This is a genomic window from Streptomyces sp. NPDC005263 (genome assembly GCF_042872365.1).
Taxonomy (GTDB): Bacteria; Actinomycetota; Actinomycetes; order Streptomycetales; family Streptomycetaceae; genus Streptomyces.
In genome coordinates this window covers 70,570-95,642 of the sequence record NZ_JBIAKJ010000011.1, presented here as the reverse complement: position 1 = coordinate 95,642, position 25,073 = coordinate 70,570, and the positions used below count along the sequence as shown (strand labels likewise).

Below are 25,073 nucleotides of genomic sequence, written 5' to 3'. Positions count from 1 at the left end.
CTGCTCGTCCACCTTCAGGAGGTGCAGCCAGCTCCACCCCTACAACCTGAGGGGGACTCGTCTTCGGGACCTACGGCCGATGAGCCGCAGGTGCCCTCGCTCATAGCGTTGAGCCATGACCACAACCGTCTGCCCCAGCGCTTCGACGGCCGCCGCACCGGCGACGCAGACCCGTTCGTACCCCACTTCGTACCCCACGTTCGCGTCGTACGTGAAGGCCCGCCAGCCCGTGCTGCTGCGCACCGCCCGGTCGCTGACCGCGAATCCGAGCGACGCGGAAGACCTGCTGCAGACCGCGCTCACCAAGACGTACGTGGCCTGGGAGCGCATCGAGGACCACCGTGCGCTCGACGGCTATGTGCGCCGCGCGCTGCTCAACACGCGCACCTCGCAGTGGCGCAAGCGCAAGGTCGACGAGTTCGCGTGCGACGAGTTGCCCGAGCCGGAACCGATGCCCGCCGGCGACGACCCGGCCGAGCAGCAGGCACTGCACGACGCGATGTGGCAGGCGATCATGAAGCTGCCCGCCCGGCAGCGGGCGATGGTCGTCCTCAGGTACTACGAGGACCTCAGCGAGGTCCAGACGGCAGAGGTACTCGGGGTCTCCGTCGGCACGGTGAAGTCGGCGGTGTCCCGCGCCCTGGGCAAGCTCCGCGAGGACCCCGAGCTGGTCCTGGTCCGCTAGGTCCCGTCCGACGGGCCCTCGCACGGTTGCAACTCCTACGACCCATACGACCCCTCCGCCCCCTACCGTCCTCACGCCATGAGCGCAACATGACGTGATCGATCACCCTCCCTAGTGACATACCGAGCGGTATGCGCGCAGAATCTGCGGTGACCTTACTACCGCGTAGGCGATGTCGCCACGGGAGGACGCCGTGCTGAGCACCATGCAGGACGTACCGCTGCTGATCTCCAGGATCCTGACCCATGGGTCCACGATCCACGGCACATCGCAGGTGATCACATGGACCGGTGACGACGATCCGCACCGGCGCTCCTTCGCCGAGATCGGCGCGCGGGCCGCGCAGTTGGCGCACGCCCTGCGGGAGGACCTCGCGGTCTCCGGGGACGAACGGGTGGCGACGCTCGCCTGGAACAACGCCGAGCACGTCGAGTGCTACTTCGCGATCCCCTCCATGGGCGCGGTCCTGCACACGCTCAACCTCCGCCTCCCGCCGGAGCAACTGGCCTGGATCGTCAACCACGCCGCCGACCGGGTGGTGATCGCCAACGGTTCGCTGCTCCCGCTGCTCGCCCCGCTGCTCCCGCACCTCAAGACGGTCGAGCACGTGGTGGTGACCGGGCCGGGGGACCGCTCCCTCCTCGCGGACGCCGCCGTCCAGGTGCACGAGTACGAGGACCTGATCGCCGGGAAGCCGACGACGTACGACTGGCCGGAGCTGGACGAACGCCAGGCGGCCGCCATGTGTTACACCTCCGGGACGACGGGCGACCCCAAGGGCGTGGTCTACTCCCACCGTTCGGTCTACCTGCACTCCATGCAGGTCAACATGGCCCAGTCGATGGGCCTGACCGACCAGGACACCACGCTCGTCGTGGTCCCCCAGTTCCATGTGAACGCCTGGGGCCTGCCGCACGCGACCTTCATGACCGGCGTGAACATGCTGATGCCGGACCGCTTCCTGCAGCCCGCCCCGCTCGCCGAGATGATCGAGCGTGAGAAGCCGACGCACGCGGCCGCCGTCCCCACCATCTGGCAGGGCCTGCTGGGCGAGCTCTCCGCCAAGCCGCGCGATGTCTCCTCCCTCGTCCAGGTCACCATCGGCGGCTCGGCCTGCCCTCCCTCGCTCATGGAGGCGTTCGACAAGCTGGGCATGCGGGTCTGTCACGCCTGGGGAATGACGGAGACCTCGCCGCTCGGCACGATCGCCCGTCCTCCGGCCCACGTGGTGGGTACGGACGAGGAGTTCGGGTACCGGCTCACGCAGGGCCGTTTCCCGACGAGTGTCGAGGCGCGCCTGACCGGCCCCGGCGGCGAACGCCTCCCCTGGGACGGCGAGTCGGCGGGCGAGCTGGAGGTCCGGGGCCCCTGGATCGCCGGTTCCTACTACAACGGCCACGGCGCCGAACCTCTCCGCCCCGCCGACAAGTTCAGCGAGGACGGCTGGCTGAAGACGGGCGACGTGGGGTCGATCTCGGCGGACGGCTATCTCACCCTCACCGACCGCGCCAAGGACGTCATCAAGTCCGGCGGGGAGTGGATCTCCTCGGTGGATCTGGAGAACGCGCTGATGTCCCACCCGGCCGTCGCCGAGGCGGCCGTCGTCGCCGTCCCCGACGACAGGTGGGGCGAGCGCCCGCTGGCCACGGTCGTCCTCAAGGAGGGCGCCACCGCCGACTTCGAGTCCCTGCGCGCCTTCCTCGCCGACGAGGGACACATCGCCAAGTGGCAGCTCCCGGAGCGCTGGTCGATCGTCGAGGCGGTACCGAAGACGAGCGTCGGCAAGTTCGACAAGAAGGTGCTGCGCAGGCGGTACGCGGACGGAGAGTTGGACATCACACAGCTGTGAAGGTCACGCAGCTCTGATGGACGCAGAAGGCCGGGCAGGCGGTCGCAGCGCACAGTTCTCGGCGCCTGCCCGGCACCCGTCCGTCCCTGTCGTCGTAGGCGACCTCGCCACCGTCAGGGCGAGAAGGCGTCAGACGTGGCCGAGGCCTCGCAATCGCTCCTGCAGCCGCGCCGAGGCATTCTGGTAACGCTGTTCCAGATCCGCGAGGGGCGTGCCATACCGTTCGCCCCAAGACAGGTAAGTGTCGACCATCTTCTGTCGCTCGGCGGCGACGACGTCCTTCACGAGCCGTTGGAAGCTGAGCCCAAAGGTATGCAGCACCAGTTCCTGCAACGAACCGAGCTCGTCAGCGTCGTGTGCCTCGTCTCCCTCGCCTGCCCAGGGTTGCCCACGCCTGGAGAGGCTGACGCGCCCCGGCCTTGTCTGCCAGCGGTCGAGCACTCCCTGGAAACCGTCGGCCGTCAGCCTTCTGAGGTCGTCCCAGTGCATCGACCACCAGGAGGCCACGACGCCGATCACCTGCTGTCGATCCAGGAGGTCCGCGGACACCAGGGCGGCATGGAGCGAATCCTCCAGCTGGTCGTGCAACCGGGAGGTCAAGGAATGATTCCCGTCGGCCAGCTTCGTGACCAGAGGGGTCTGGCGCTGCCACCACCGTTGCACGTCCAGGAGGAAGGACTCTTCGCGCGGTTTGGCCAGTACGGGGATGCGAGCGGCCGTCGCCTCGTAGCCCTCAGGAAGGAAGTCGAGGTATCCGGGACGACCCGGGTCGAACAGGCTTTCCGCGTTGATGGCGAACACGTCGAATGCGTGGGCGTGTGCCTCGACCTCGGCCCGAGGAACACCGCCGACCAGGGCAGCGCTGATGTCCAACAGCGGTGCGGCGGGGGGGGCGGTATCGACGTACCGCCGAATGTTGAGGTTGAAGTCGTGGGCCGCGAGTTCCCCAACGGACACCACACGGGAGAATCCGGGGAGGTCCTGACGGCGGCGATACGCATCGACGATCTTCGCCACGTGCTGAGCTTCCATTCGATTCTTGGTCCGCCCTTTGGTCACCTCGCGTTCCGCGTTGATGAAGAGAACATTGTCCGGGCCCTCTGCTGGGGAGGTGCCGCGGCCGCGCAGGACGAGAATGCAGGCCGGGATACCGGTGTTGTAGAAGACGTTGGGGCCGATGCCGATCACGGCGTCAAGGCGGCCGTCCAGCACGATCCCTCGGCGGATCCCGGCTTCGGCGCCTCCTCTGAACAGCACCCCGTGCGGGGTCACCACCGCACCGACGCCTTGTGGGCGCAGCGCCGCGAGTGCGAGCTGCACGAACATGAGGTCTGCCTTGGACTCGGGCGCCCAGCCATATCTCACGCGTTCCGGGTGAGTGACTTCCTGCTGTGAGTACTTGACGGACAGGGGTGGTGCCATGAGGACACGGTCGAAGCGTGCGGGGTCGTCGGTGGTCGGGAGTGGGCCGACGAGGGAGTCACCGTGGGTCACGGTCGCGTTCCTGATTCCGTGCAGAAGCAGGTCGAGTTGCCCGGTGCGCCACACGGAGCTGTTGATCTCCTGGCCGTACAGGGCGAGAGACGAGTCCCTCCCGGTGTGCTCGGCGACGTACTGGGCTGCCTCCAGGAGCATGCCCCCGGTCCCCGCGCACGGGTCGGACACCGACTGCCCCTCCTGCGGGGCCGCCAGTTCCACCATCAGTCGGCACACCGCTCGCGGGGTGAAAAACTCCCCACCGCTCGGCCCGGCCGCTGTCGAGAAGTCGGCGAGGAAGCGGTCGTACGCCAGGCCGAGTCCGTCCGGAAACTCGAGATCCTCATCACCGAGGGGCAGTTGGTCGAGGTGTCCGACCAGCCGGTGGAGCGAGCGGACGCCGGGCACGCGGTCGAATCGGACCGTCTCGGAAAGGTCGGGGACGTCGGCCGGATTGCTGGCGTGGAACGCGGACAACGCCCGGTCGAGCGCCTCGCCCAAAGCGTTGCTGTGAGCGGTGACGCGTGGCCATCGGGCATCGTCCGGCACGAGCAGCAGGCCGGGTTGGTCCGACGCCCTCTTCAGGAGCAGCAGCGAGCCGATGACCTCGGGATAAGCCGTATTGCTGACGAGCCCACGCAGCTCGTCCACGGCGAGATCGATGTGTTCCTGCAGTTGGTCGACCGTGAGTCGCCCCGTGCGCGATTCCGCCATTGATCATTCTTCCTTGGTCAGCTGATCGAAAACCGACGGCCGCAGTGCCGTCAGACGGTCGAGCATCTGTTGTTGTACGGAGATCTGCTCGTCGATGTCGGCAAGTGCCGCCACCACCTCCCGCTGCCGGTGCAGGGGGACGACGGTCACGGGGAACTGCTTCAGGATCGACGAGTTCAGCGAGGGAACCGTGCCGTGCAGAGCCTGTCCGATCAGTTCTCGTTGAACCGGGGGGTGAGCCAGGCAGGCGGCCAGGTATTGGGGCAGGATCTGGTCCTGGTCGGGACGGATCCGGAGGCACGAGGAACTGTAGAACCAGTTGGTCTGGTCGGCTTCGATCAGCGCCAGTCGACCGAGCGTCCCCTGCCGGACCAGAAGGAGGTCTCCCTCGCGGACAGCGAACCGGTCGAGCCGTTCGGCCTGGTCCTTCGGCACCCGGCGCAGCCGCCTGGTGTCCACGGTCAGGTGATCCGTGATGTCCGGCGGAGCGATGACGGGGATGCCGCTCGGACCCTCGTGCAGGGTGTCGAGCAGGGAACCGGACGGGCCGGCCGTGATGCGGGAGAGGCGTCCCAGTGGGACCTGCGCAGCCTTGGCCGTACGCCAGTCCTGGCCCAGAACCATGGTGTGAACCCTCCTTGCACGGAACGACCCGTCTCAGTTTCCTCGACCTGGCTCAGACGGTGCGCAGCCAGTACCGCAGAGCGACGCGCACCAACTCCTCCACGAGCACGGCGAGCACGGCGAGGAAGATCGTGGCGAGCGCGGTCGCGCCGTGGCCCGCCGCGCAGGCGACGACCACGAGGACGATCACGATCAGTGCCATCGTGGCCTTCCTGGTCCGCACAGGCCAGTTCCAGGCATGATGGACATTGACAATTCGCATCAGAGTTGTCCCTCCGGCCCCACGAGTGGGGCGGTAGGGCCGCGTCGCCCTTCTTGGTTTGAGCCCCTGGTCGGGCGGCGCGGCACTTGTTTTTTGGTGTCACTTTTGCGGCGCGGTGGTGAGATGCGAGGCGATCGTGCCCACGCCAACCGCGAGCGAGCCTGGAGCCCCAGCCTCGATGTCCTCACGCTATCACGTTTGTGCGAAGACCACTTCGCACATTGCGAAGATACCTTCGCGTCACACGGTCCCGTGTGCTGCACCAAAGTGCGCGTCAAATGCTGCATCACTTCGATGATGCAGCAACAACATTGGCACCGGACTCGTCCATAGCCGGGAAACCCCAACGTGCCAGGGGTCAGCCACGCCCCGCCACCGCGGACACCCCGCCCCAGCCGAACTGGCTGAAGGCCGAGCCCGCCAAGGCGGAAGCGGTGGCGCCGCCCGCGAAGCCGGCCACAACGTACGCCGTGTTGGCGGTGGCAGGGGTGGAGGCAGCAGCGCGAGCGAGGTCCACAGGGCGCTCCAGGCACCGTACATACCGGCCTGGCGTACGCATGCGCGCCACAGGTCCGGTGAGCGGCGGACGACGGACGGCAGGGCGGCGAAGCCGGAGGAGAGGGAGCGGGTGCGAGGGTGATTCTCGGCGGGCAGGGCGTGGGCGGTCACGAGTCCGAGGACGGCCGTCAGAACGACCGCGCCCACGAACACCACCCACCAGCCGAAGGCCTGGCCGATCAGGCCGCCGAGCACCCGGGCCGCCACGATGCCGGTGAACAGGCCCGCGAGACAGCCTCGACGTGGCGGACGCGCCGGTCGGCGGGCGCGCGCTGGACGACCAGCCCGACGAGCAGTTGCGGCACGACGGTCGCGGCGGAGGCGACGAGGACCGCAGCGGCGAGTGCGGTGATGCCGCGCCTTTGCCCCTGACGCCGGCTGGTCCGTGTCGCCTCGTACGTCAGTTGGTGCCGATGCGGGCCAGCAGGTCGACGATTCGTGACTGCACCTCGGTGCTCGTGGACCGCTCCGCCAGGAACAGCACCGTCTCGCCGGATGCCAGCCGCGGCAGGTCCGCCTGATCGACGGCGGCGGTGTAGACGACGAGCGGGGTGCGGTTGAGCTGGCCGTTCGCGCGCAGCCAGTCGAGGATCCCGGCCTGTCGACGATGCACCTGCATCAGGTCCATCACGACGAGGTTCGGCCGGAGCTGCCCGGCGAGCGTCACCGCGTCCGCGTCACTCGCCGCACGGGCCACCTGCATCCCGCGCCGCTCCAGCGTCGCGGTCAGCGCGAGCGCGATCTCCGCGTGCTCCTCGATCAGCAGGACGCGCGGCGGGTGCTGCTCGGTGTCACGCGGCGCCAGCGCCTTCAGCAGTACGGCGGGATCGGCGCCGTACGCCGCCTCCCGCGAGGCCTGTCCGAGCCCGGCCGTCACCAGCACCGGCACCTCGGCCGCGACCGCCGCCTGCCGCAGCGACTGCAGCGCGGTCCGGGTGATCGGTCCGGTCAGCGGGTCCACGAACAGCGCGGCGGGGAAGGCCGCGATCTGTGCGTCGACCTCCTCGCGCGAGTGCACGATCACCGGCCGGTAGCCACGGTCGCTGAGCGCCTGCTGGGTGGTGACGTCCGGGGCCGGCCACACCAACAGCCGCCGCGGATTGTCGAGCGGCTCCGGCGGCAGCTCATCGTCCATCGGCTGCGGCCGTGGCGGGTCCGCCACCTCGATGGCACCGCCCGGACCGTCCAACGGCTCGGGGCCCTCGGCCGCGTTCTCGTCCGGTGCCCCTATGGCGTACGACCGCCCGGAGCCCTCGGTCGCCTGGGCGAGCCGGGACTGCCCGGCCAGTGAGGGATGCGGCTGCTGGGCCTGCGGCGGTACGAGGGACTGGTCGGCCTGCGGATGCGGGCGGGCCGTCTGCTCCGGGTGGCCGGCGGGTTCGGTCCTGGTACCGAGCTTGCGACGCCGACCCGAGCCGCCCGACTGATGCGGGGGAGGCGTGGCCGACGGAAGGGCGGAGGCGGGGGTGGTCACCGGATGGGGCGCCTGGGCCTGCCGCGTGAACGGCACCCCCTGCCCGAGCGTCCGCACGCTGATGGCCCTGCCCTGCGTGGAGTTCGGGTCGAACGCAGGGTCGGGAGGCGCGGTGGGCGGGGTGGGCGCGGGCACGGATGGTGCGGGTGTGGCGGCGGGGGCAGGTGCCGCGGGCGTCGCGGGCGCCGCGCCGGTCGCACTCGTCGCCTCGGCGGGGAGGGGCTGGGCGACGTGGGGGTGCGCTGCCGGGGCCGCCGGGGTGCCGGGAGCGGGGGTGGCGGTCTGCGCGGGCGGCGTCGGCGGTGCGCTCTGTGCCGGCGGTGCGGTCTGCGTGGGTGGTACGGGCTGTGGGTTCTGGGGGGCGCCGGGGATGCCCTGACCGGGAACGGCATGGCCAGGGGCGACCTGACCGGGGGCGACCTGACCGGGGGCGACCTGACCGGGCGCGGCCTCGGCCGGGAGCGGCCGGCCGGTGGCGTTGGCGTGCGGCACGTCGGGTGCGGCCGGGGCGGCCTGAGCCGGGACGCTCTGGGCGGGCACGGCCGAGTCCGGCACGGGCTGTCCCGCGACGGGCTGTCCTGGCGCGGGCTGACCGGGGCCGTTCTGCGCGGGAACCGCTTCGGGAGCCGTCGTGGGCGCGGGCGCGGCGGCAGGGACACCCTGCCCCGGTGCCGACGGCACCGCGGTGACCGGAGCGACTGCGGCCTGCGCTCCGATCGACAGGCCCGGCGCCATCTGAACCCCGTGGACGACCGTGCCCGGCATGGGCGCCGGCGCGCCCGGCTGACCCACCTGCCCGTCCGGCACCGGCTGACCGGGCAGCGCCGACTGTCCTGCCGTAGCGCCCTGCTGGGGCGCACCGGCCGGGACCTGCGTCGCCTGTGCCGCGACGCCCTGGGCCGGAACCTCCTGCGCGGGAGCCGCGGCGATCTCCGACTCCGCCGGCCGGCCGACTGCCCGCCGACGGCGCCCCGTGGGCGCGTTGGTCGGGTGCGGCTGCGGCGGAGTGTGGTCGTCGGCCTGGCTGTGCGGCACGGCGTCGTGCCGACCGTCGTCGACACCGGCGCCGGTGGCACCCGCCTGGCCGGGAACCTGCACCTGTTCCGGAATCGGGCCCGGAACCGGACCAGGGCCCGCGGCGGGCGCGGCAGCGGTGGCGGCGTCGGTGGTGTCGCCGGCGTCGGTGGTGGCCGCGGCAGGCGGCACGGCCTGCCCGGTCGGGCCCTCCGTGGTGCGGTCCGCCGCGGCGGGCGGCAGGGCGAACACCGTACGGGGCCCCGCCTCCTGCGCGGCGGCGGCGCGCTCCGTCGCGGCGGCCAGCGCCCGCCGTCGGCGCCCGGTCGGCTGCTGCGGACCCTCGGCGCCGGCCGCCGGACCGGCGGTCCGGGCCGGATCGGGGGAGGCCACGGCCGGCAGGGCCGGGGGCAGCGCGTGCTGTTCACCGGCGTCCCGACGGGCACGACTCCCCTCGGGCACGCCCTGCGGCGGTACCGTCCCGCCCAGACCGGTCCCGGCTGCCGCGGTGCCGGCCGCGTGCTCGGCGGCGGTGACGACCGCCCCTTCCGAAACACCGGCACCACCCGTGACATCGCCGCCGCCGGGAGCACCGGCGATCTCGGCGGGCCGTCCCCGGCGCCGCCCGGTACCGCCGGACGCCTCACCGGCCTCGCTCGTGGCCTGGGCCGGGACGGGCGCGGGTTCCTGCGCGGCGGCCGCCCGCCGCCTGCGCCGCCCGGTCGGCGCCACGGCCTCCGGGTCGGTTCCGTCGCCCTCGGGGCCCGCCGCCTCGATCTCCAGGAAGGCGTCCGTGGTGGCCCGCCGGGCCCGCCGCCGTCCGCCGCCCGAGGAGGCCTGTTCGGGCAGCGCGACCTCGCCGGGTCCGGCCTCCAGCGCCGCCGGTCCCGGAGCCGCGACCGCCCCGGCCCCACCCCCGAGAGGCACTTCGAGGACGTAGGCATTGCCGCTCATGCCCGGCACTTCGTGGGTCTGCAGCACGCCGCCGTGGGCCCGCACGATTCCGCGCACGATCGGCTCGTGCACCGGGTCTCCCCCGGCGTACGGCCCGCGCACCTCGATCCGTACGACCTCGCCGCGCTGCGCCGCGGCCACGACGACGGTGTTGTCCATGTAACCGCCCGTCGACACGGGCGCGTTGCCGGTCGCGTCGACGCCGGCGACATCGGCGACCAGGTGGGCGAGCGCGGTGGCGAGCAGCCGGGAGTCGACCTCGGCCTCGATGGGCGGCGCGTGCACGGCGAACTGCACCCGTCCGGGCCCGATCAGCTCCACCGCTCCCTCGACGCCCGCCGCCACCACGGCGTCGAGCATCGCCTTCGTACGGGTGATGCTCGCCGCCCCGGTGTCGAGGCGCTGGTAACCGAGGACGTTGTCGATGAGGGTCGTGATCCGCGAGTAACCCGCCGACAGGTGGTGGAGTACCTGGTTGGCCTCGGGCCACAGCTGCCCGGCGTCGTCGGCGGCCAGCGCGGACAGATCACGGCGCAGTTCGTCGAGGGGGCCGCGCAGCGACTGCGCGAGCAGCGTCAGCAGCTGCTCATGGCGTCCGGAGAGGGCCTCGTAGCGGTCCTTCTCCCGCTCACCGAGCGCCGCGTACCGCTCCTCGCCCGCGGCGAGTTCCTCCTCGTGCTGTTCCTGGATCTCCTCCAGCTCGGTCACGTGCTTCTGGCGCAGCGCGGTGAGCTCGGAGGCGTGCTCCTCGGAGAGCCGTTCCAACTCCTCCGCGTGGCGCTTCTCGACGGTCGTCTTCTCCTCGGCGAGCGCGTCGTACGGACGCCGGTCGGCGAAGGTCATCACGGCACCGACGAGTTGGTCGCCGTCACGGACGGGCGCGGTCGTCAGGTCGACCGGAACCCTGTCGCCCTTCTTCGACCACAGCACCTGCCCGCGCACCCGGTGCTTGCGCCCGGAGCGCAGGGTGTCGGCGAGCGGGGACTCCTCGTACGGGAAGGGCGTGCCGTCGGTACGGGAGTGCAGCACGAGTTCGTGCAGTTCACGGCCGCCGAGGTCGCTGGCCCGGTAGCCCAGTATCTGAGCGGCGGCCGGGTTGACGAGGACGATCCGCCCGTCCGTGTCCGTCCCCACGACGCCCTCGGACGCGGCGCGCAGGATCATCTCGGTCTGCCGCTGCGAGCGGGCGAGTTCGGCCTCGGTGTCGACGGTGCCGGTCAGGTCCCGCACGACGAGCATCAGCAGCTCGTCGCCGCTGTAGCCGTAGCCGTCGTAGGCCTGTTGGCCGTTCTCGAGGTTCGCGCTGGTGACCTCGACCGGGAACTCGGTGCCGTCGGTCCGCCGGGCGATCATCCGGGCCGGCTTGGTCCGCCCGCGCGGATCCATGTGGTCGGGCCGCCGCATGGACCCGGGGATGAGCTTGGAGTCGAACTGCGGCAGCAGATCGAGCAGCCCGCGCCCGACCAGAGCGGTCCCCGGCGTCTCGAAGGCCTCGAGCGCGATGGTGTTGGCGTTGACGACGGTCCCATTGGCGTTGACCAGCACCAACGCATCGGGAAGCGCATCCAGTATGGCTGCGAGGCGAGCAGCGCCTCGGGATGGCCTGCTGCTCACGCGACGCTTCCTCCCTGTTACCGCACCTTGCCGACCGCTCGGGCCATCTTGCCAACCTGCCCGCGACGTGTCACCCGAGGGAGTCTAAGGGCAGCGGTTGCGCTCGCGACGCCGGATGGGAGGGAGGTCGCACGACGAAGTGACGTAGAACATGTGACCGCATACCCCTCCGCATGCCTGGGCTCCCGGTTCACCGCGATGTGACCTGGCGGAACCTCTCAGGGACCGTTACGGAGCCGGGGCGTCCGCCATGGAAGGGCGGGAGTCAGAAACCTGAGCTCAACTTGGGCAACAGGGGCACGAAGCGGTCCCAGCGCCCGATCTCGCAGCCGTTGCTGCGGTCGAACGTCGCGTCGACGGGTCGCCCGGCCCAGGTTCCGGTGACATGAGCGGTGGCGGGCCCGCCGTACTGCAGGGTGCACACGCTGTCCGCGGGCACCGGCCCGAAGACGTCCCTCCCCCACCAGGTGTTCCGGTCGACGACGGCACAGGCGCCGCTGACGTCGGGGTGAGTCCCCCGACCGGGATGACAGTTCACCTCGTACGTCCCGTCGGCGGGAGCGCCCGCCTGCCGCACGGTGACGATGAGGTGATCACCGACCGGCTCGCCCCGGCCCTCGTCCGGAACGGGCGGGGGTGCGAGGACGGCGAGGGCGGCGGGGGTGGAAGGGGTGAACCCGGTGGACGGCGGGGCAGGGGCGGCTGCCGCCGGCAGGGCGGAGGCCATGGGCACGGACCCGACGGCGCCGACTGAGCCGACGGCGAGAAGGAGAGGAGTGAACCCTGCGAACCGGCTGCGCCGGGCGACGTGTGTCATGACCTGACTAACGCGGTGGGCCGCGGGACGTTGCGCCCCCCGACCGCCGGTAACGACTTTGCCCTGCGGCCCGCCCGCCTAGTACCGTGGGAGGCGATTGGTGACACCGCGCTCGACTGTGTCATCATCTGCACGCACCACTCGCGCTCGCGCGGGAGGTTGTGCTGGAGGCGTCGCCTAGTCCGGTCTATGGCGCCGCACTGCTAATGCGGTTTGGGACTTCAATCCCATCGAGGGTTCAAATCCCTCCGCCTCCGCACCAGATCACGAAGCCCCGGCCCACAGGCCGGGGCTTCGTTGTCTCTCCGACATCCCTCTTCTGGAGTATTTCCGCAGGTCACAAGGGGTATGGCTAACGGATTTCACATGGCGGCGGCAGTCATGTAATGTTCTTCCTGTCGCCGCGAGCGGGCCAGAAGGACCAGGAACGGCGCAAAAACAAAGCAAGCACTCGTAGCTTAACGGATAGAGCATCTGACTACGGATCAGAAGGTTGCAGGTTCGAATCCTGCCGAGTGCACACAGGTGAGAGGCCCCGGAGAGATCCGGGGCCTCTTGCGTTTCCTGGGCGTACAGCCGTGAAGTACGGCGACCGCGTCAACCGGTACCGCCCATGGCGTCAGACAGGGGGAGACGGGTAGATGTCAGGCGTCGAGTGCACCGCATGCAGGTTTGTCGGGGGCATTGAGCCGCTCCCGGGTGGGACACTCCTCAGGACAACGAAGTGGGTCGTGCAGCATTCGAAGGGCCCGCTGGGTCTGGGCACGCTGGCGGTCATGCCGATCCGGCATGTCGTGCATATGTCCGACCTGTCGCGCAGTGAATCCGCCGAGCTTGGTCCCCTGCTGCAGCGAACAAGCGCAGCGGTGACCGCCACCATGAGCCCAGAACAGGTCTATGTCTGCCTCTGGTCCCACGCCGACGCGACACCCGGACACCTTCACTTCGTGGTGCAGCCTGCATGCCGAGATGACATGACCCGCTACAACGCCTACGGGCCGGTACTGCAACTGGCCATGTCCGAAGCCAATCTGCTGCCGAGCGAGGCAGCAGTCGAAGAGGTCTGTGTCCGCCTACGGGCCGAGCTCCGCGCCTCTGGGTAACGCTCACCTCGCGGATGCCTCTCCGGGTATGCGACTTGGGGACTCGCTCGTGGCTTCCCGTGGCCCCAGGTCAGTCCAGGTCGGACAGGTCGAGTACGAAGCGGTGGCGGACGTCGTTGCGTTGTAGGCGGTCGAGGGCCTCGTTCACGTGCGACGAGGGGAGCAGTTCGATGTCGGCGGTGACGCCGTGTTCGGCGCAGAAGTCCAGCATGGCGGCGGTCGCGGGCCTGCCTCCGCTGCCCGCGGAGCTGAGCTTCTTGCGTCCCACCAGCAGGTCGGTCATCTCCACGGCGACGGGGCCGAGATGCCCCAGCTGGCTGAGCGTTCCGTCCAGGGCGACCAGGCGCAGGTAGGGGGCGAGGTCGTGTGGGGCGGAGACGGTGTCGATGACGACGTCGAACCGTTCGCGGGCGTCGGCCATCTGCTTCGGGGCGGTGGAGACGATGAGATCGCCGGCGCCGAGACGACGGGCGTCGTCGATCTTGTCCGGTGAGCGGCTGATGACCGAGGTGTCGGCACCGAGCGCCACGGCGATCTTGACGGCGAGATGGCCGAGGCCGCCCAGCCCCGCGACGGCGACGCGCGTTCCCGGACCCACGCCCAGAGCACGGAGCGGTTCCCAGACAGTGACTCCGGCACAGAGCAGCGGAGCCGCGGCGGCAGGGTCCAGGGCGGCGGGGAGGGGGTAGGCGAACCGGTCGCGGACGACGTACTCGCGGCTGTAGCCGCCCAGGGTGGTCGACCCGTCGTGGCGGTCCCGGCCGCCGTAGGTGAGGGTCGGGAAGGCGTGGCAGAAGTTCTCCTGGCCGAGCCGGCACATGGCGCAGGTGCCGCACGAATCGACGATGTTGCCCACCGCCACCCGATCACCGACGGTGAAACCGGTGACCTCGGGTCCGGTCTCGGTCACCACACCCGTGAACTCGTGCCCCGGCACCAGGGGCGTGCTTCCGGTGCCGCCCTTGTCGGCGTGTTCGTCGTGGGTGCGGACGGCGTGCAGGTCGGTGTGGCAGACGCCGCAGTGGTCCACGCGGATCGCGAGGTCGTCGGGGCGTAGGTCGCGCCGTTGCAGTGGTGTCCGGTGCAGTGTTCCCAGCGCCGGCCGCCGCGATGGCGTCCCCGTGGTCGTCGCCTGCCAGCCGACTGTGGTCCTCATGGCACTCCGCTCCTGATCGGTAGCGATGGACAGCGATGGACAGCAATAGACAGACTGTTCGGTCTATTTGGCTGGCAAGTTACAGGGGTGGCGGGGCATCAGGCAAACCAACTGTTCTGTTTGGTAGCGTGACGGAATGCGTGACGGAACGGTTGACCAGCCCCTGACCCCGCGTGGCGCTGCGACGCACCGGCGCATCATCGAGGTGGCGACCCAGGAGTTCGCCGAGCACGGGATCGCCGGAGCGCGCGTCGAGCGGATCGTGGCCGCCGCACGCACCAACAAGGCCCAGCTCTACGCCTACTTCGGCAGCAAGGAAGGGCTCTTCGACGCGATCTTCTTCGGCTCCCTGGAGCGGATCGTGAACGTCGTCCCGATCGACGCCACCGACCTCGCGGACTGGGCCGTGCGTCTCTACGACGAGTACCTGCGCCGCCCCGACCTGATCCGCCTGGCCACCTGGGCGCGTCTGGAGCGACGCCCGGCGGGTCACCTGGTCGACGACCCCGACCGCCTCGACGACGGCAAACTGCGTGCCATCGCCGAGGCGCAGGCCGCCGGCCTGGTGCGCCGGGGGGACCCGTTCGACGTGATGGCCATGGTGATCGCCATGTCCATGGCTTGGTCGCCGGTCAGCAACGTCTACGCGGCGACCGCCCAGGAGCCCGCGGAGGTGCACGAGCGGCGTCGTGCCCTGCTGCATGAGAGCGTCCGCCGCACGATGGCGGCCGACTAGCGCCGACTGGCAGCCGACTGGCGTAGCCGGAAGGCCTAGCCGTAGAACGGGCCCGGGGTGCTCCATGTCGTGTGGCCGAAGACGTTGTCGTCGGCGATGGTGACCTTGATGTTGCTGACCTTGAGGCCGTACTGGGCCGGGGTCATGCCCGTGGGGCAGTTCACCGTGACGGCGGGGAAGTTCATGTAGAAGTGCGGGCCCGCCTCCCAGGTGGGGTTCTGGCGGTGCTCGTGGAGGACCCAGTTGGCGTCCGGGTAGTAGTAGGTCGGCAACAGCTCCTGCTGCTCGGTGCGGACGACGAAGCTGGTGCCGTGGTCGAAGGTGCCGTCGGGGCGCAGACACCCGAAGGTGCGGGCGGTGTCCGCGTAGGCCTCGAACCGGTTGTCGGTGCTGCTCAGGCCGGCGATGTAGCCCGGCTGGTTGCGGACGTTGTGCAAGGTGACGCCCAGTTTGAAGCCGCCGCAGCCCGGAGTCGGGTCGTAGTCGTGGTAGATGTTCAGGCACTTGCGGTCGCCGAAGGCGGCGGCGGGGTCCGGGTCGTAGGGCTTCGGGACGACCGTGCCGTAGAACTTCACCGTCGCCGAGACGCCGTCGGCGGTGGGCGCTGGGATGTCGACCGTGGTGGTGGCGTGGGCGGTGCCCGGGCCGGACAGGGCGAGGCCGGTGGCGGCGAGCAGGGCGATGGTCACTCGCGCCAGTGCTCTTCGGGATGCTTTTCGCATGTGAAGGAAACCCCCGAACAATGACAGACGAAGCGTGACAGACGAACTGTGACTGACGAACAGTGGCATGTGCACGCTAGTCGGTCATCGCTCGGTCATCCGGCAAAAGCCTTGGTCCTCACAAACGGAAGGTTCCAGTCGTCCGGTGGGCTGGGCGTCCTTGTCGCCGACTGCTTTCGGTCGCCGTCGGCGAAGACGAACAGGCGCAGGATCAGGAAGCGGCCGATTCCGGCGAGGCCGGACGCGGTGAGGTAGACGGCCTGCTCCCACAGCAGACTCGGCGACGGGCGCACCGTGTGGAGGATGAACACCGCTGCGCAGGTGGCCACGTACGCCGCCGTCGCCGAGCCCGCGGACTGCAGGTGGCGGCGCAGGCTGGGGCGGCGGCCGGTGCCGAAGGTGAAGAGCGCGTGCAGCTCGGTGCACAGGAGAGTGGACGCGACGGTGATCACCGCGTTCGCGGCCACCCAGGGCATCGTCCTGGCCAGCAGCGGTACGGCGAGGCCGGCGAGGAGACCGACACCGCCGCCGCAGATCACGAAGCGTAAGAAGGAGGCGAGGGGGCCCACAGTCGCGAAGGTGCCGCGGACGGGCCGGGGCTCGCCGCGCGTCGGCTGCAACTGCGGCGGGAGCGGCGACTCCATGACGTTTCCTTCCGGACGGGGCGGGCTTCGTCGATCGGGCTTCGGCCGGGGCCAGTTGGGATCAGCCGGGGGTCGGCGGGATCCGCTGGGATCGGCTGGGTCCAACGATGCCGTCGTCCGCTAGCGGGAACGATGGAGCGGGCTACCGAACTGGGGGTAGGGCCAGCTCCACCACGCGGGGGTCAGGCCGGGAGCCGCGCCAGGTGTCACGTCCCCTTTGCGTCACTTCTCCTTGGCGTCACGGTCCCGGAGTTCCTCGATGTAGCTGTGGGCCAGGGTCGTCGCGCGGGTGAACCAGTCGGTGATGGCGGCCAGTTCGTCGGCGGAGTAGTCGGAGAAGAGGTCGTTCAGGCGGGCGTAGTGGGGCTCGTAGAGGGCGACCACGCGGGTCACGGCGTCCGGGACGGCGGCCACGCGGACGCGGCGGCGGTCCGCCGGGTCGGGGACGCGGGTGACGTAACCGGCGCGTTCGAGGCGGTTGAGGATGCCGGTCACGCCGCCGGTGGTGACGTGCGCGCGTTCGGCGATGTCGCCGGCCGTGAGGAGGTTCTCGCCCGCCTGGAGGACGTAGGCGAAACACAGGAGGTCGGAGACGTTCAGGCCCAGTCGCTGGGCCATCTCCTGCTGTCCGAGCAGGTGGGCCGCGACGAGAGAGTCCATCGCCGACAGCGCCTGGGCCGGAGTGGCAGGGGGGCGCGACGTGGCTGGCATTGCGGGTTCCTGTTTCCCTTAGCTCGTGAGAGGTTCATGGGGTAAATTACTTACGCTGTGAGATACCCGTACGGGGGAAGGCGGGCACGTGAGCGCACATCAGTATGACGAGGGGCACACGGTCGCGGGCTGGGCCGGTTTCGGCATCGCGACCGTCGGGACGGCGGTGCTGGGGCTGGGCGTGTGCGCGGTGTCCGCCCCGCTCCTGGTGGCCGGGGCCGCGATCGACGTCGTGAGCCTCCTCGTCGCCTGGGCCCTGCATCTCGCAGGCTGGGGCAAGGCACCGGGGAGACGGCCGAGGGAGCAGTGGGGGATGCGGGTGCGGGACACGGGGGCGCGGGGCGGGCACCCCGGGTGTGTCGGGTGCCGGATGGCGGGGCGGGGAGTTCGGCGTGCGACTGTGACTGCGACTGCGACTGCGACTGCGACTGCGACTGCGACTGCGGCTGCGGCTGCGGCTGCGACCGCGACTGCGACCACGGACGCCGCCACCTCCGGTGGCTGACCCGCGCGAAACCGGCATTGTCAGTGGTGCCCTCTACTCTCGGAAGCGATGGCACAGGCATGGAAGTGCTCGGGGCTGCGGTGGTCCGCGGACGGTCCCGTGCTGCTGTGGGACGGCGGGCGGCGCAGTGCGCTGACCTGGGGGAAAAGGGTGGCCTTCGGGGTCGCGGAAGGGGGCGGTCGGACATGTGTGGGGGCGCGGGGGCATCCCTGTCCGGTGCGGGCGGCCGTGTCGGGGCGGAGTACGGGGGCGCGGTGCGAGGAGTGCGCGCGGCTGGACCGGGCGCACTCCGTCGCCGCCGACACCCTCGCGGACGACCCGCGACCGTACCGGGTGTATCTGGCGTGGTTCGGGCCCGGAATGGTCAAGGTCGGGATCACCGCCGAAGAGCGCGGCTCGGCCCGGCTGCTGGAGCAGGGCGCCGTCTGCTTCAGCTGGCTGGGCACCGGCCCGCTGATGGCGGCCCGGCGTACCGAGGAACTGCTGCGCGCCGCGCTAGGCGTGCCGGACCGGATTCCCTACGCCGAGAAGCGGGCGGTACGGGCCCGGTTGCCGGGATCGGCGGCGGAACGGGCCGCTGAGGTCACGGAGTTGCACGGGCGTGCGGTGGCCCTCGGCGGCTGGCCGGAGTCGCTCGCGCCCGCGCCCTGCCGCCCCGTCGATCACGTCGACACGTTCGGGCTCACCGACCTTCCGGCCGCCGTCGGAGAGGTCGCCGAGCTTGCCGCCGGGGGCATGGTGAGCGGTCGGCTGGTGGCGGCGGCCGGACCGGACCTGCACCTGGCGACGGGGTCCGGCGGAGCGGTCGTTCTCGACACGCGGCTGATCACCGGGTGGGAGCTGGTTCCCGCCGAGGGTGAGCAAGTCACCGTGCCGGTACGGCAGTTCAAGGCGTCGCCGAGCGTGCAGTCGGGGCTGTTCTGACCCAGCGCGCTCCCGGATGCTCCGGCCCGGTGAGAGAGCCAGCCGGAATCATGAGGCGCCCATGAAGGGTTCCCAGGGCGTCCCTGAGAGTGGCCTGTGCGTTTCTCAGGAAAATCACAGACTGGCGAAAGGGTGTTCTCAGGGGGCCCCGACATGGTTCCACCATGACCACGACCTCGCCCCAGGGGCGCACCGAACTGCTGAGGCCGGACGGGAGCCCCGTCCGAGTGCTTGTGGTGGACGACGAGTTGTCGATCACCGAACTGCTGTCCATGGCCCTCCGCTACGAGGGCTGGCAGATCCGGAGTGCCGGTGACGGCACGGGCGCCCTGCAGACCGCCCGTGAGTTCCGCCCCGACGCCGTTGTCCTGGACATGATGCTGCCGGACATGGACGGACTGGCCGTGCTGGGACGGCTGCGGCGTGAGCTGCCGGACGTGCCGGTGCTGTTCCTGACGGCGAAGGACGCCGTCGAGGACCGGATAGCCGGGCTCACCGCCGGGGGCGACGACTATGTCACCAAGCCGTTCAGCCTCGAGGAGGTCGTGGCCCGGCTGCGCGGTCTCATCCGGCGCTCCGGAGCGGCCGACCGGCGCTCCGAATCCGTCCTCGTCGTCGGGGACCTCACCCTGGACGAGGACAGCCACGAGGTGTCGCGGGCCGGGGAGGGCATCCACCTCACCGCCACCGAGTTCGAGCTGCTGCGGTTCCTGATGCGTAACCCGCGGCGCGTGCTCAGCAAGGCGCAGATCCTCGACCGTGTGTGGTCGTACGACTTCGGCGGCCAGGCCAATGTGGTCGAGCTCTACATCTCCTACCTGCGCCGCAAGATCGACGCGGGTCGTGAGCCGATGATCCACACCCGGCGCGGCGCCGGTTACCTGATCAAGCCCGCCGTGTCATGAGCGGACGACGACGGCCGCGTACGCAGAAGCGAGCAGGTAAGCCGCGCACCCTGCGGAGTCGGCTCGTCGTCGCGTCGGTGGTGCTGATCGCGGTGGTCTGCGCGGTGATCGGAACGGTGACGACGCTGGCGTTGCGGTCGCATCTGTACGAGCAGTTGGACGACCAGGTCTTCGACGCCGGCAAGCGTCTTTCCGGACCGCCGTTCGGCAAGCCGGACAGCCAGAGCAGCCAGAACGGCCAGCAGAGCCCGAACAGCCAGCAGAGCCTGCCCGGTCAGTACAGCTCGTCCCAGCCGAACAGCATGAAGCGCACCCCGCAGGAGCAGTTGGAGGGCTTCGCCAGCCACGGCCCGACGCAGGAGAAGACCGTGGCCGCCGCGGTCGACGCCAAGGGCACCATCATCAAGGCGGTCGTCGCCGATCAGCAGGCCGACAGCACCAGCCAGCAGATGAACGCCACCGATCTTTCCGAGGCCCAACGGTCCGTGCTCGCTGACGTCCCCAGGACCGGTCGGCACACCGTGACCATCCCCGGCCTCGGCGAATACCGGGTGAGGTACGTCCAAGCGAAGGACGGAACCGGCGGCTACTACGTCGCCCTCCCCACCGACGACGTCAACAGCACCATCAACACCCTGATCCTCGTGGAGCTCAGCGTCACCGCCGCGGGTCTCGGCGCCGCCGTCATCGCCGGGTACGTCCTGGTCGGAGTCGCCACCCGCCCCCTGCGCAGGGTCGCCGCCACCGCCACCCGGGTCTCCGAACTGCCCCTGCACACCGGCGAGGTGAACCTCAGTGAGCGGGTGCCCGAGTCCGAGACCGACCCGCACACCGAGGTCGGGCAGGTGGGCGCCGCGCTCAACCGGATGCTGAACCACGTCCACGGGGCCCTGCACTCCCGTCAGCAGAGCGAGATGCGGGTACGGCAGTTCGTCGCGGACGCCAGCCATGAGCTGCGCACCCCGCTCGCCTCCATCCGCGGGTACGCGGAGCTCACCAGACGTGGCAGGGAGGAGGTCGGGCCGGACACCCGGCACGCCCTCGGGCGCATCGAGTCCGAGGCCGGCCGGATGACCCTCCTCGTCGAGGACCTGCTGCTGCTCGCGCGCCTGGACGCCGGGCGGCCGCTCCAGTTCGAGCAGACGGACCTCGTACCGCTCGTCGTGGACACCATCAGCGACTCCCGCGCGGCCGGCATGGACCACAACTGGCGTCTCGACCTGCCCGACGAACCGGCCCTCGTCTCCGCGGACGCGGCCCGGATCCAGCAGGTGCTGGTCAACCTGCTGGGCAACGCCCGCAAGCACACACCGCCCGGTACGACCGTCACCGCGCGGGTGCAGCGGCGCGGCACCTGGATGTGCGTGGACGTCGAGGACAACGGTCAGGGCATCCCGTCCGACCTGCTCCCGCACGTCTTCGAACGGTTCGCGCGCGGCGACTCGGCGCGTTCCCGGGCCACCGGCTCGACCGGTCTGGGGCTGGCGATCGTGCAGGCCGTGGCGACCGCGCACGGCGGTGCGGTGACCGTGGACAGCGTTCCCGGGCGCACCGTGTTCACCATGCACTTGCCCGCGCAGGGTCCCGCGGTCCCGCATCCGGCGCCCGAAACGAACTGGCAGTCAACCTCACAGGCACAGCACAGCGCCGCCATATGGGTGCAACAGGGGACCTGACCAGAGTCGTTGGCATGCGAACCGACTCTTCTCCCGGCACCCTGCCGGCGCGGGAGCACCTCCCGGCCACAGACGCCGGAACGCCTGTCCTGGACGTAGTGATCCCCGTCTTCAACGAGGAGAAGGACCTCCAGCCGTGTGTGCTGAGACTGCGCGAGCACCTCAAGCGCACGTTCCCGTACGCGTTCCGCATCACGATCGCGGACAACGCGTCGACGGACACCACCCCCCAGGTGTCCGCGCGGCTGGCGGCGGAGCTCCCGGAGGTGCGGGCGTTCCGGCTGGAGCAGAAGGGCCGCGGCCGGGCGCTGCGGACCGTCTGGTCCGCCTCGGACGCCCCCGTCCTCGCCTATATGGACGTGGATCTGTCCACCGACCTCAACGCCCTGCTGCCGCTGGTGGCACCGCTGATCTCGGGCCACTCCGACCTGGCGATCGGCTCCCGGCTCGCCCGTAGCTCCCGGGTGGTGCGCGGGCCCAAGCGTGAGTTCATCAGCCGCGCCTACAACCTGATCCTGCGGGGCTCTCTCCAGGCCCGCTTCTCGGACGCCCAGTGCGGTTTCAAGGCGATCCGCCGCGATGTCGCGCAGGTGCTGCTGCCGCTGGTGGAGGACACCGGCTGGTTCTTCGACACCGAGATGCTGGTGCTCGCCGAGCGCGCGGGACTGCGTATCCACGAGGTCCCCGTCGACTGGGTCGACGACCCGAACTCCACGGTGCACATCGTGAAGACGGCGACCGACGACCTCAAGGGGGTGTGGCGGGTCGGCAAGGCCCTGGCCACCGGGTCGCTGTCACTGGACCGGATCACCCGGCCGTTCGGCGACGACCCGCGCGACCGGGAGATCCAGGACGTACCGAAGGGGCTGGCCCGCCAGCTCGTCGGGTTCTGTGTCGTCGGCGGGCTGTCCACCCTCTTCTACCTGCTGCTGTACACCCTCTTCCGGCAGTTCGGCGGCTCCCAGGTGGCCAACGCGCTCGCGCTGCTGGTCTCGGCGGTCGCGAACACGGCGGCCAACCGGCGACTGACCTTCGGGGTGCGCGGGCGGGGCGGCGCCGTCCGACACCAGGCGCAGGGGCTGGTCGTCTTCGGTATCGGCCTCGCGCTGACCAGCGGCTCCCTCGCCGCCCTGAACGCGGCGAGCTCCGAACCGGCGCACTCCACCGAGCTGGCGGTGCTGATCGCCGCGAACCTGGCCGCGACCGTGCTGCGCTTCCTGCTCTTCCGGGCCTGGGTGTTCTCGGACCGGCGTGCGGACGACAGCCCGTACACCGTCCCCGTCCCGCACGACCCGGCCTCGCCCGCCCACCCCACGGCGCCGCCGGCCCAACAGCCGTACGCGGCACAGTCCTACGGCGGGCGGGCGTACGCACCCCAGCCCCTCAGCGGGCAGCCGTACGCGGCACACCCCGACGGCCGGCAGCCGTACCCACCCCAGCCCGAAGGACCGCACCCGTACGTCCAGCCGCCGCCGCTCCCGCAGCGGCCCACGGCACCGACGTACACCACCGGGCCCGAGGGCTCGTACCAGACCACCCAGTTCCGCGCCGGTGAAGCCGCGGACCGCACCCGGGGGGACACGACCGCGCGACTGCAGCCGGTGCGCCCCGCAGACACCGACCCGAGGAACTCCTGATGACCATCCACACCGACCGGACGACCCCACCGGGCCCCAGCGCCTGGGGACCGCCGACGGCCACCACGAGTACGGCCGTGCGCGAACCGTCGCCTCCCGACGCGCCCCCGCCGACCGCTCCCGAATCCGGTGAACCCCGGCAGCCGTTCGCACGGAGACTGTGGCGGGGCCGACCCGAGGACCCGCGCTGGGCGCGCCCGGCGTTCCTCGGCCTGCTCCTCGTGACCACCGTGCTCTACCTGTACGACCTGAGCGCCTCCGGATACGCCAACTCCTTCTACTCCGCGGCCGTCCAGGCCGGCAGTCAGAGCTGGAAGGCGATGTTCTTCGGCTCGCTGGACGCGGGCAACGCCATCACCGTCGACAAGCCCCCGGCCTCGCTGTGGCCGATGGAGCTCTCGGTCCGGATCTTCGGCCTGAACTCGTGGGCGATCCTGGCCCCCGAGGTACTGATGGGCGTCGGCACGGTCGCCGTCGTGTACGCCTCCGTGCGCCGCCGGTTCAGTCCCGCGGCCGGTCTGATCGCGGGCGCGGTGCTCGCGCTCACCCCCGTCGCGGCGCTGATGTTCCGGTTCAACAACCCGGACGCCATGCTGGCCCTGCTGATGGCTCTGGCCTGCTACTTCGTCGCCCGGGCCGTGGAGGACGGCCGGACGAAGTGGCTGGTGTGGGCCGGGGTCGCGATCGGTTTCGCGTTCCTCGCGAAGACCCTTCAGGCCTTCCTGATCCTGCCGCCGCTGGCGATCGTGTACGCGGTCTGCGCGCCGGTGAGGCTGAAGAAGCGTCTCGGACAGCTGGCCCTCGCGACGGTCGCGCTGGTCGTCTCGGGCGGCTGGTGGGTCACGATCGTCGAGCTGTGGCCCGCCTCCTCCCGCCCGTACATCGGCGGTTCGCAGAACAACTCCTTCCTGGAGCTGACCTTCGGCTACAACGGCTTCGGCCGGCTGAGCGGCGACGAGACCGGCAGCGTCGGCGGCGGTGGTGGCGGAAACACCGGTACCGGCATGTGGGGCGAGACCGGCTGGAACCGGATGTTCAACTCCGAGATCGGCGGCCAGATCTCCTGGCTGCTGCCCGCCGCGCTGATCCTGCTGGTCGGCGGCCTGGTCGCCACCCGGAAGCTCAAGCGGACCTCGACGACCCGCGGCCTGTTCCTGGTGTGGGGCGGCTCACTGCTGATCACCATGGTCGTCTTCAGCTACATGGCGGGGATCTTCCACCAGTACTACACGGTCGCCCTCGCTCCCTACCTGGCCGCCGTGATCGGCATGGGCGCGGGGCTCCTGTGGGAGAGGCGCTCCGACATCCGGGCGTCACTCACCCTGGCGGCGGCGGTGGTGGCGAGCGCCGCCTGGGGGTACGTCCTCCTCAACCGCACCCCCGACTACCTGCCCTGGCTCAAGTGGCTGGTCCTGGTCGGGGGGTTGACCGGGGCGCTCGGGCTGATCTTCGTCGCCCGGCTGGGCCGACAGCTCGCGCTGGCCGCGGTGGGGCTGGGCCTGGTGGCCGCACTGGCCGGGCCGACGGCGTACACCCTCAGCACCCTGGCGGAGGGCCACACCGGCTCCATCGTCACGGCCGGTCCGGCGGGCGCGAGCATGATGGGCGGTCCGGGCGGCGGCGGCCGGGGCGGCTTCGGGGGTGGGCGCATGCCCGGGCAGAACGGCAACGGCACCACCCAGAACGGCAACGGCTTCCCGGGCGGCGGCGCCGGCGGCTTCGGCGGCGGGATGCCGGGCCAGAACGGAAACAGCCAGAGCCAGCAGAACGGCAACGGCAGCACCCAGGGCAACGGCACCACCCAGGGTCAGAACCAGCAGGGTGGCCCGACGATGGGCGACGGCGGCGGCATGCGCGGTGGTGGCGGTGCCGGTGGCCTGCTCAACGGCGCCTCCGTCGGCTCCGAGGCCAAGAAGCTGCTGGAGGCCGACTCCGACACCTACACCTGGGCGGCCGCGGCCATCGGCGCCCAGAACGCCGCGAGCTACCAACTCGCCACGGGTGACGCGGTGATGGCGATCGGCGGCTTCAACGGCACCGACCCGTCCCCGACGTTGGCCCAGTTCAAGAAGTACGTGGCGGACGGCAGGATCCACTACTTCATCTCCTCCGGCACCGGCGGCGGTATGGGCGGCAGCAGCACCGGCACGTCCTCGCAGATCACCACCTGGGTCGAGGCCAACTTCAAGAAGGTGACGGTCGGTTCGGCCACCTTCTACGACCTGACGCAGAAGGCATAGCCGAGCAGCAGGCGTGAGTGTCCGGTGTGGACCGGACGACAAGGGCGGTGGCCCGGGGTCAGCACGATCCCCG

Annotated in this window: 19 protein-coding genes, 2 tRNA genes and 1 pseudogene; 12 read left to right on the top strand and 10 right to left on the bottom strand. The window is 70.7% G+C overall.

Features of this window, described 5'->3' with window-relative positions; translation table 11 throughout:
• Window positions 1–115 precede the first annotated feature (115 nt).
• Entirely contained in the window at window positions 116–685 is a 570-nt protein-coding gene (locus tag ACFYRY_RS36720; protein WP_389155842.1) for a SigE family RNA polymerase sigma factor, read from the top strand.
• A gap of 172 nt (window positions 686–857) precedes the next feature.
• On the top strand, window positions 858–2,534 hold the full coding sequence (locus tag ACFYRY_RS36715) for a long-chain fatty acid--CoA ligase (RefSeq protein WP_389155839.1): 1,677 nt from the start codon (window positions 858–860) through the stop codon (window positions 2,532–2,534).
• A 129-nt stretch (window positions 2,535–2,663) separates the two neighbouring features.
• Here ACFYRY_RS36715 and ACFYRY_RS36710 read toward each other — a convergent pair whose 3' ends face one another.
• The 6 genes and pseudogenes from ACFYRY_RS36710 to ACFYRY_RS36685 form a co-directional block, all read right to left on the bottom strand.
• A complete protein-coding gene (locus ACFYRY_RS36710) occupies window positions 2,664–4,724 on the bottom strand; it encodes an N-6 DNA methylase (protein ID WP_389155836.1) in 2,061 nt (686 codons plus the stop codon).
• 3 nt (window positions 4,725–4,727) lie between these two features.
• Window positions 4,728–5,348 carry a restriction endonuclease subunit S gene (locus ACFYRY_RS36705; RefSeq protein WP_389155833.1) on the bottom strand — a complete coding sequence of 207 codons (621 nt, stop codon included), beginning with the start codon at window positions 5,346–5,348 and terminating at the stop codon, window positions 4,728–4,730.
• Window positions 5,349–5,400: 52 nt separating this feature from the next.
• Window positions 5,401–5,550, bottom strand: a complete 150-nt coding sequence (locus ACFYRY_RS36700) for a hypothetical protein (protein WP_389155829.1) — start codon at window positions 5,548–5,550, stop codon at window positions 5,401–5,403.
• A gap of 418 nt (window positions 5,551–5,968) precedes the next feature.
• Window positions 5,969–6,524: pseudogene (locus ACFYRY_RS36695) on the bottom strand (hypothetical protein); the annotation flags it as partial.
• A 44-nt stretch (window positions 6,525–6,568) separates the two neighbouring features.
• Window positions 6,569–11,224, bottom strand: a complete 4,656-nt coding sequence (locus ACFYRY_RS36690) for a PAS domain-containing protein (RefSeq protein WP_389155826.1) — start codon at window positions 11,222–11,224, stop codon at window positions 6,569–6,571.
• 265 nt (window positions 11,225–11,489) lie between these two features.
• Entirely contained in the window at window positions 11,490–12,041 is a 552-nt protein-coding gene (locus ACFYRY_RS36685) for an SSI family serine proteinase inhibitor (RefSeq protein WP_389155823.1), read from the bottom strand.
• Between the two features lie 166 nt (window positions 12,042–12,207).
• Between ACFYRY_RS36685 and ACFYRY_RS36680 the strand changes: the two genes are divergently transcribed.
• From ACFYRY_RS36680 to ACFYRY_RS36670, 3 genes are all read left to right on the top strand, one after another.
• Window positions 12,208–12,298: transfer RNA gene (locus ACFYRY_RS36680), tRNA-Ser, on the top strand.
• Window positions 12,299–12,488: 190 nt separating this feature from the next.
• Window positions 12,489–12,561 (top strand) — tRNA-Arg (locus ACFYRY_RS36675).
• A 211-nt stretch (window positions 12,562–12,772) separates the two neighbouring features.
• A complete protein-coding gene (locus ACFYRY_RS36670) occupies window positions 12,773–13,144 on the top strand; it encodes an HIT family protein (protein WP_389155821.1) in 372 nt (123 codons plus the stop codon).
• Window positions 13,145–13,214: 70 nt separating this feature from the next.
• Here the strand turns inward: ACFYRY_RS36670 and ACFYRY_RS36665 are convergent, their stop codons facing one another.
• Complete coding sequence (locus ACFYRY_RS36665; protein ID WP_389155818.1) at window positions 13,215–14,300, bottom strand: NAD(P)-dependent alcohol dehydrogenase; 1,086 nt, start codon at window positions 14,298–14,300, stop codon at window positions 13,215–13,217.
• Window positions 14,301–14,436: 136 nt separating this feature from the next.
• Between ACFYRY_RS36665 and ACFYRY_RS36660 the strand changes: the two genes are divergently transcribed.
• The gene (locus ACFYRY_RS36660) at window positions 14,437–15,036 is read left to right on the top strand and encodes a TetR family transcriptional regulator (protein WP_389155815.1); all 600 of its coding nucleotides are present in this window, start codon (window positions 14,437–14,439) and stop codon (window positions 15,034–15,036) included.
• A gap of 35 nt (window positions 15,037–15,071) precedes the next feature.
• Here ACFYRY_RS36660 and ACFYRY_RS36655 read toward each other — a convergent pair whose 3' ends face one another.
• From ACFYRY_RS36655 to ACFYRY_RS36645, 3 genes are all read right to left on the bottom strand, one after another.
• Entirely contained in the window at window positions 15,072–15,725 is a 654-nt protein-coding gene (locus ACFYRY_RS36655) for a hypothetical protein (RefSeq protein ID WP_389155812.1), read from the bottom strand.
• Window positions 15,726–15,853: 128 nt separating this feature from the next.
• Window positions 15,854–16,402, bottom strand: a complete 549-nt coding sequence (locus tag ACFYRY_RS36650) for a hypothetical protein (RefSeq protein WP_389155809.1) — start codon at window positions 16,400–16,402, stop codon at window positions 15,854–15,856.
• Between the two features lie 222 nt (window positions 16,403–16,624).
• Window positions 16,625–17,113, bottom strand: a complete 489-nt coding sequence (locus ACFYRY_RS36645) for a MarR family winged helix-turn-helix transcriptional regulator (RefSeq protein ID WP_389155807.1) — start codon at window positions 17,111–17,113, stop codon at window positions 16,625–16,627.
• Window positions 17,114–17,201: 88 nt separating this feature from the next.
• Here ACFYRY_RS36645 and ACFYRY_RS36640 point away from each other — a divergent pair, with 88 nt between their 5' ends.
• The 6 genes from ACFYRY_RS36640 (at window position 17,202) to ACFYRY_RS36615 (ending at window position 25,000) form a co-directional block, all read left to right on the top strand.
• Window positions 17,202–17,618: an HGxxPAAW family protein gene (locus ACFYRY_RS36640; protein WP_389155804.1), complete on the top strand. Its 417-nt coding sequence runs from the start codon at window positions 17,202–17,204 to the stop codon at window positions 17,616–17,618.
• A gap of 48 nt (window positions 17,619–17,666) precedes the next feature.
• Window positions 17,667–18,542 carry a DUF2797 domain-containing protein gene (locus ACFYRY_RS36635; RefSeq protein ID WP_389155801.1) on the top strand — a complete coding sequence of 292 codons (876 nt, stop codon included), beginning with the start codon at window positions 17,667–17,669 and terminating at the stop codon, window positions 18,540–18,542.
• A 164-nt stretch (window positions 18,543–18,706) separates the two neighbouring features.
• Window positions 18,707–19,447, top strand: a complete 741-nt coding sequence (locus ACFYRY_RS36630; RefSeq protein WP_389155798.1) for a response regulator transcription factor — start codon at window positions 18,707–18,709, stop codon at window positions 19,445–19,447.
• Complete coding sequence (locus ACFYRY_RS36625; protein WP_389155796.1) at window positions 19,444–21,123, top strand: sensor histidine kinase; 1,680 nt, start codon at window positions 19,444–19,446, stop codon at window positions 21,121–21,123. Before ACFYRY_RS36630 ends, ACFYRY_RS36625 begins: the two co-directional genes overlap by 4 nt.
• A gap of 14 nt (window positions 21,124–21,137) precedes the next feature.
• Window positions 21,138–22,760, top strand: coding sequence for a glycosyltransferase (locus ACFYRY_RS36620; RefSeq protein WP_389155793.1), 1,623 nt, complete (start codon window positions 21,138–21,140; stop codon window positions 22,758–22,760).
• Window positions 22,760–25,000, top strand: coding sequence for a glycosyltransferase family 39 protein (locus ACFYRY_RS36615; protein WP_389155790.1), 2,241 nt, complete (start codon window positions 22,760–22,762; stop codon window positions 24,998–25,000). Before ACFYRY_RS36620 ends, ACFYRY_RS36615 begins: the two co-directional genes overlap by 1 nt.
• Window positions 25,001–25,073 lie beyond the last annotated feature (73 nt).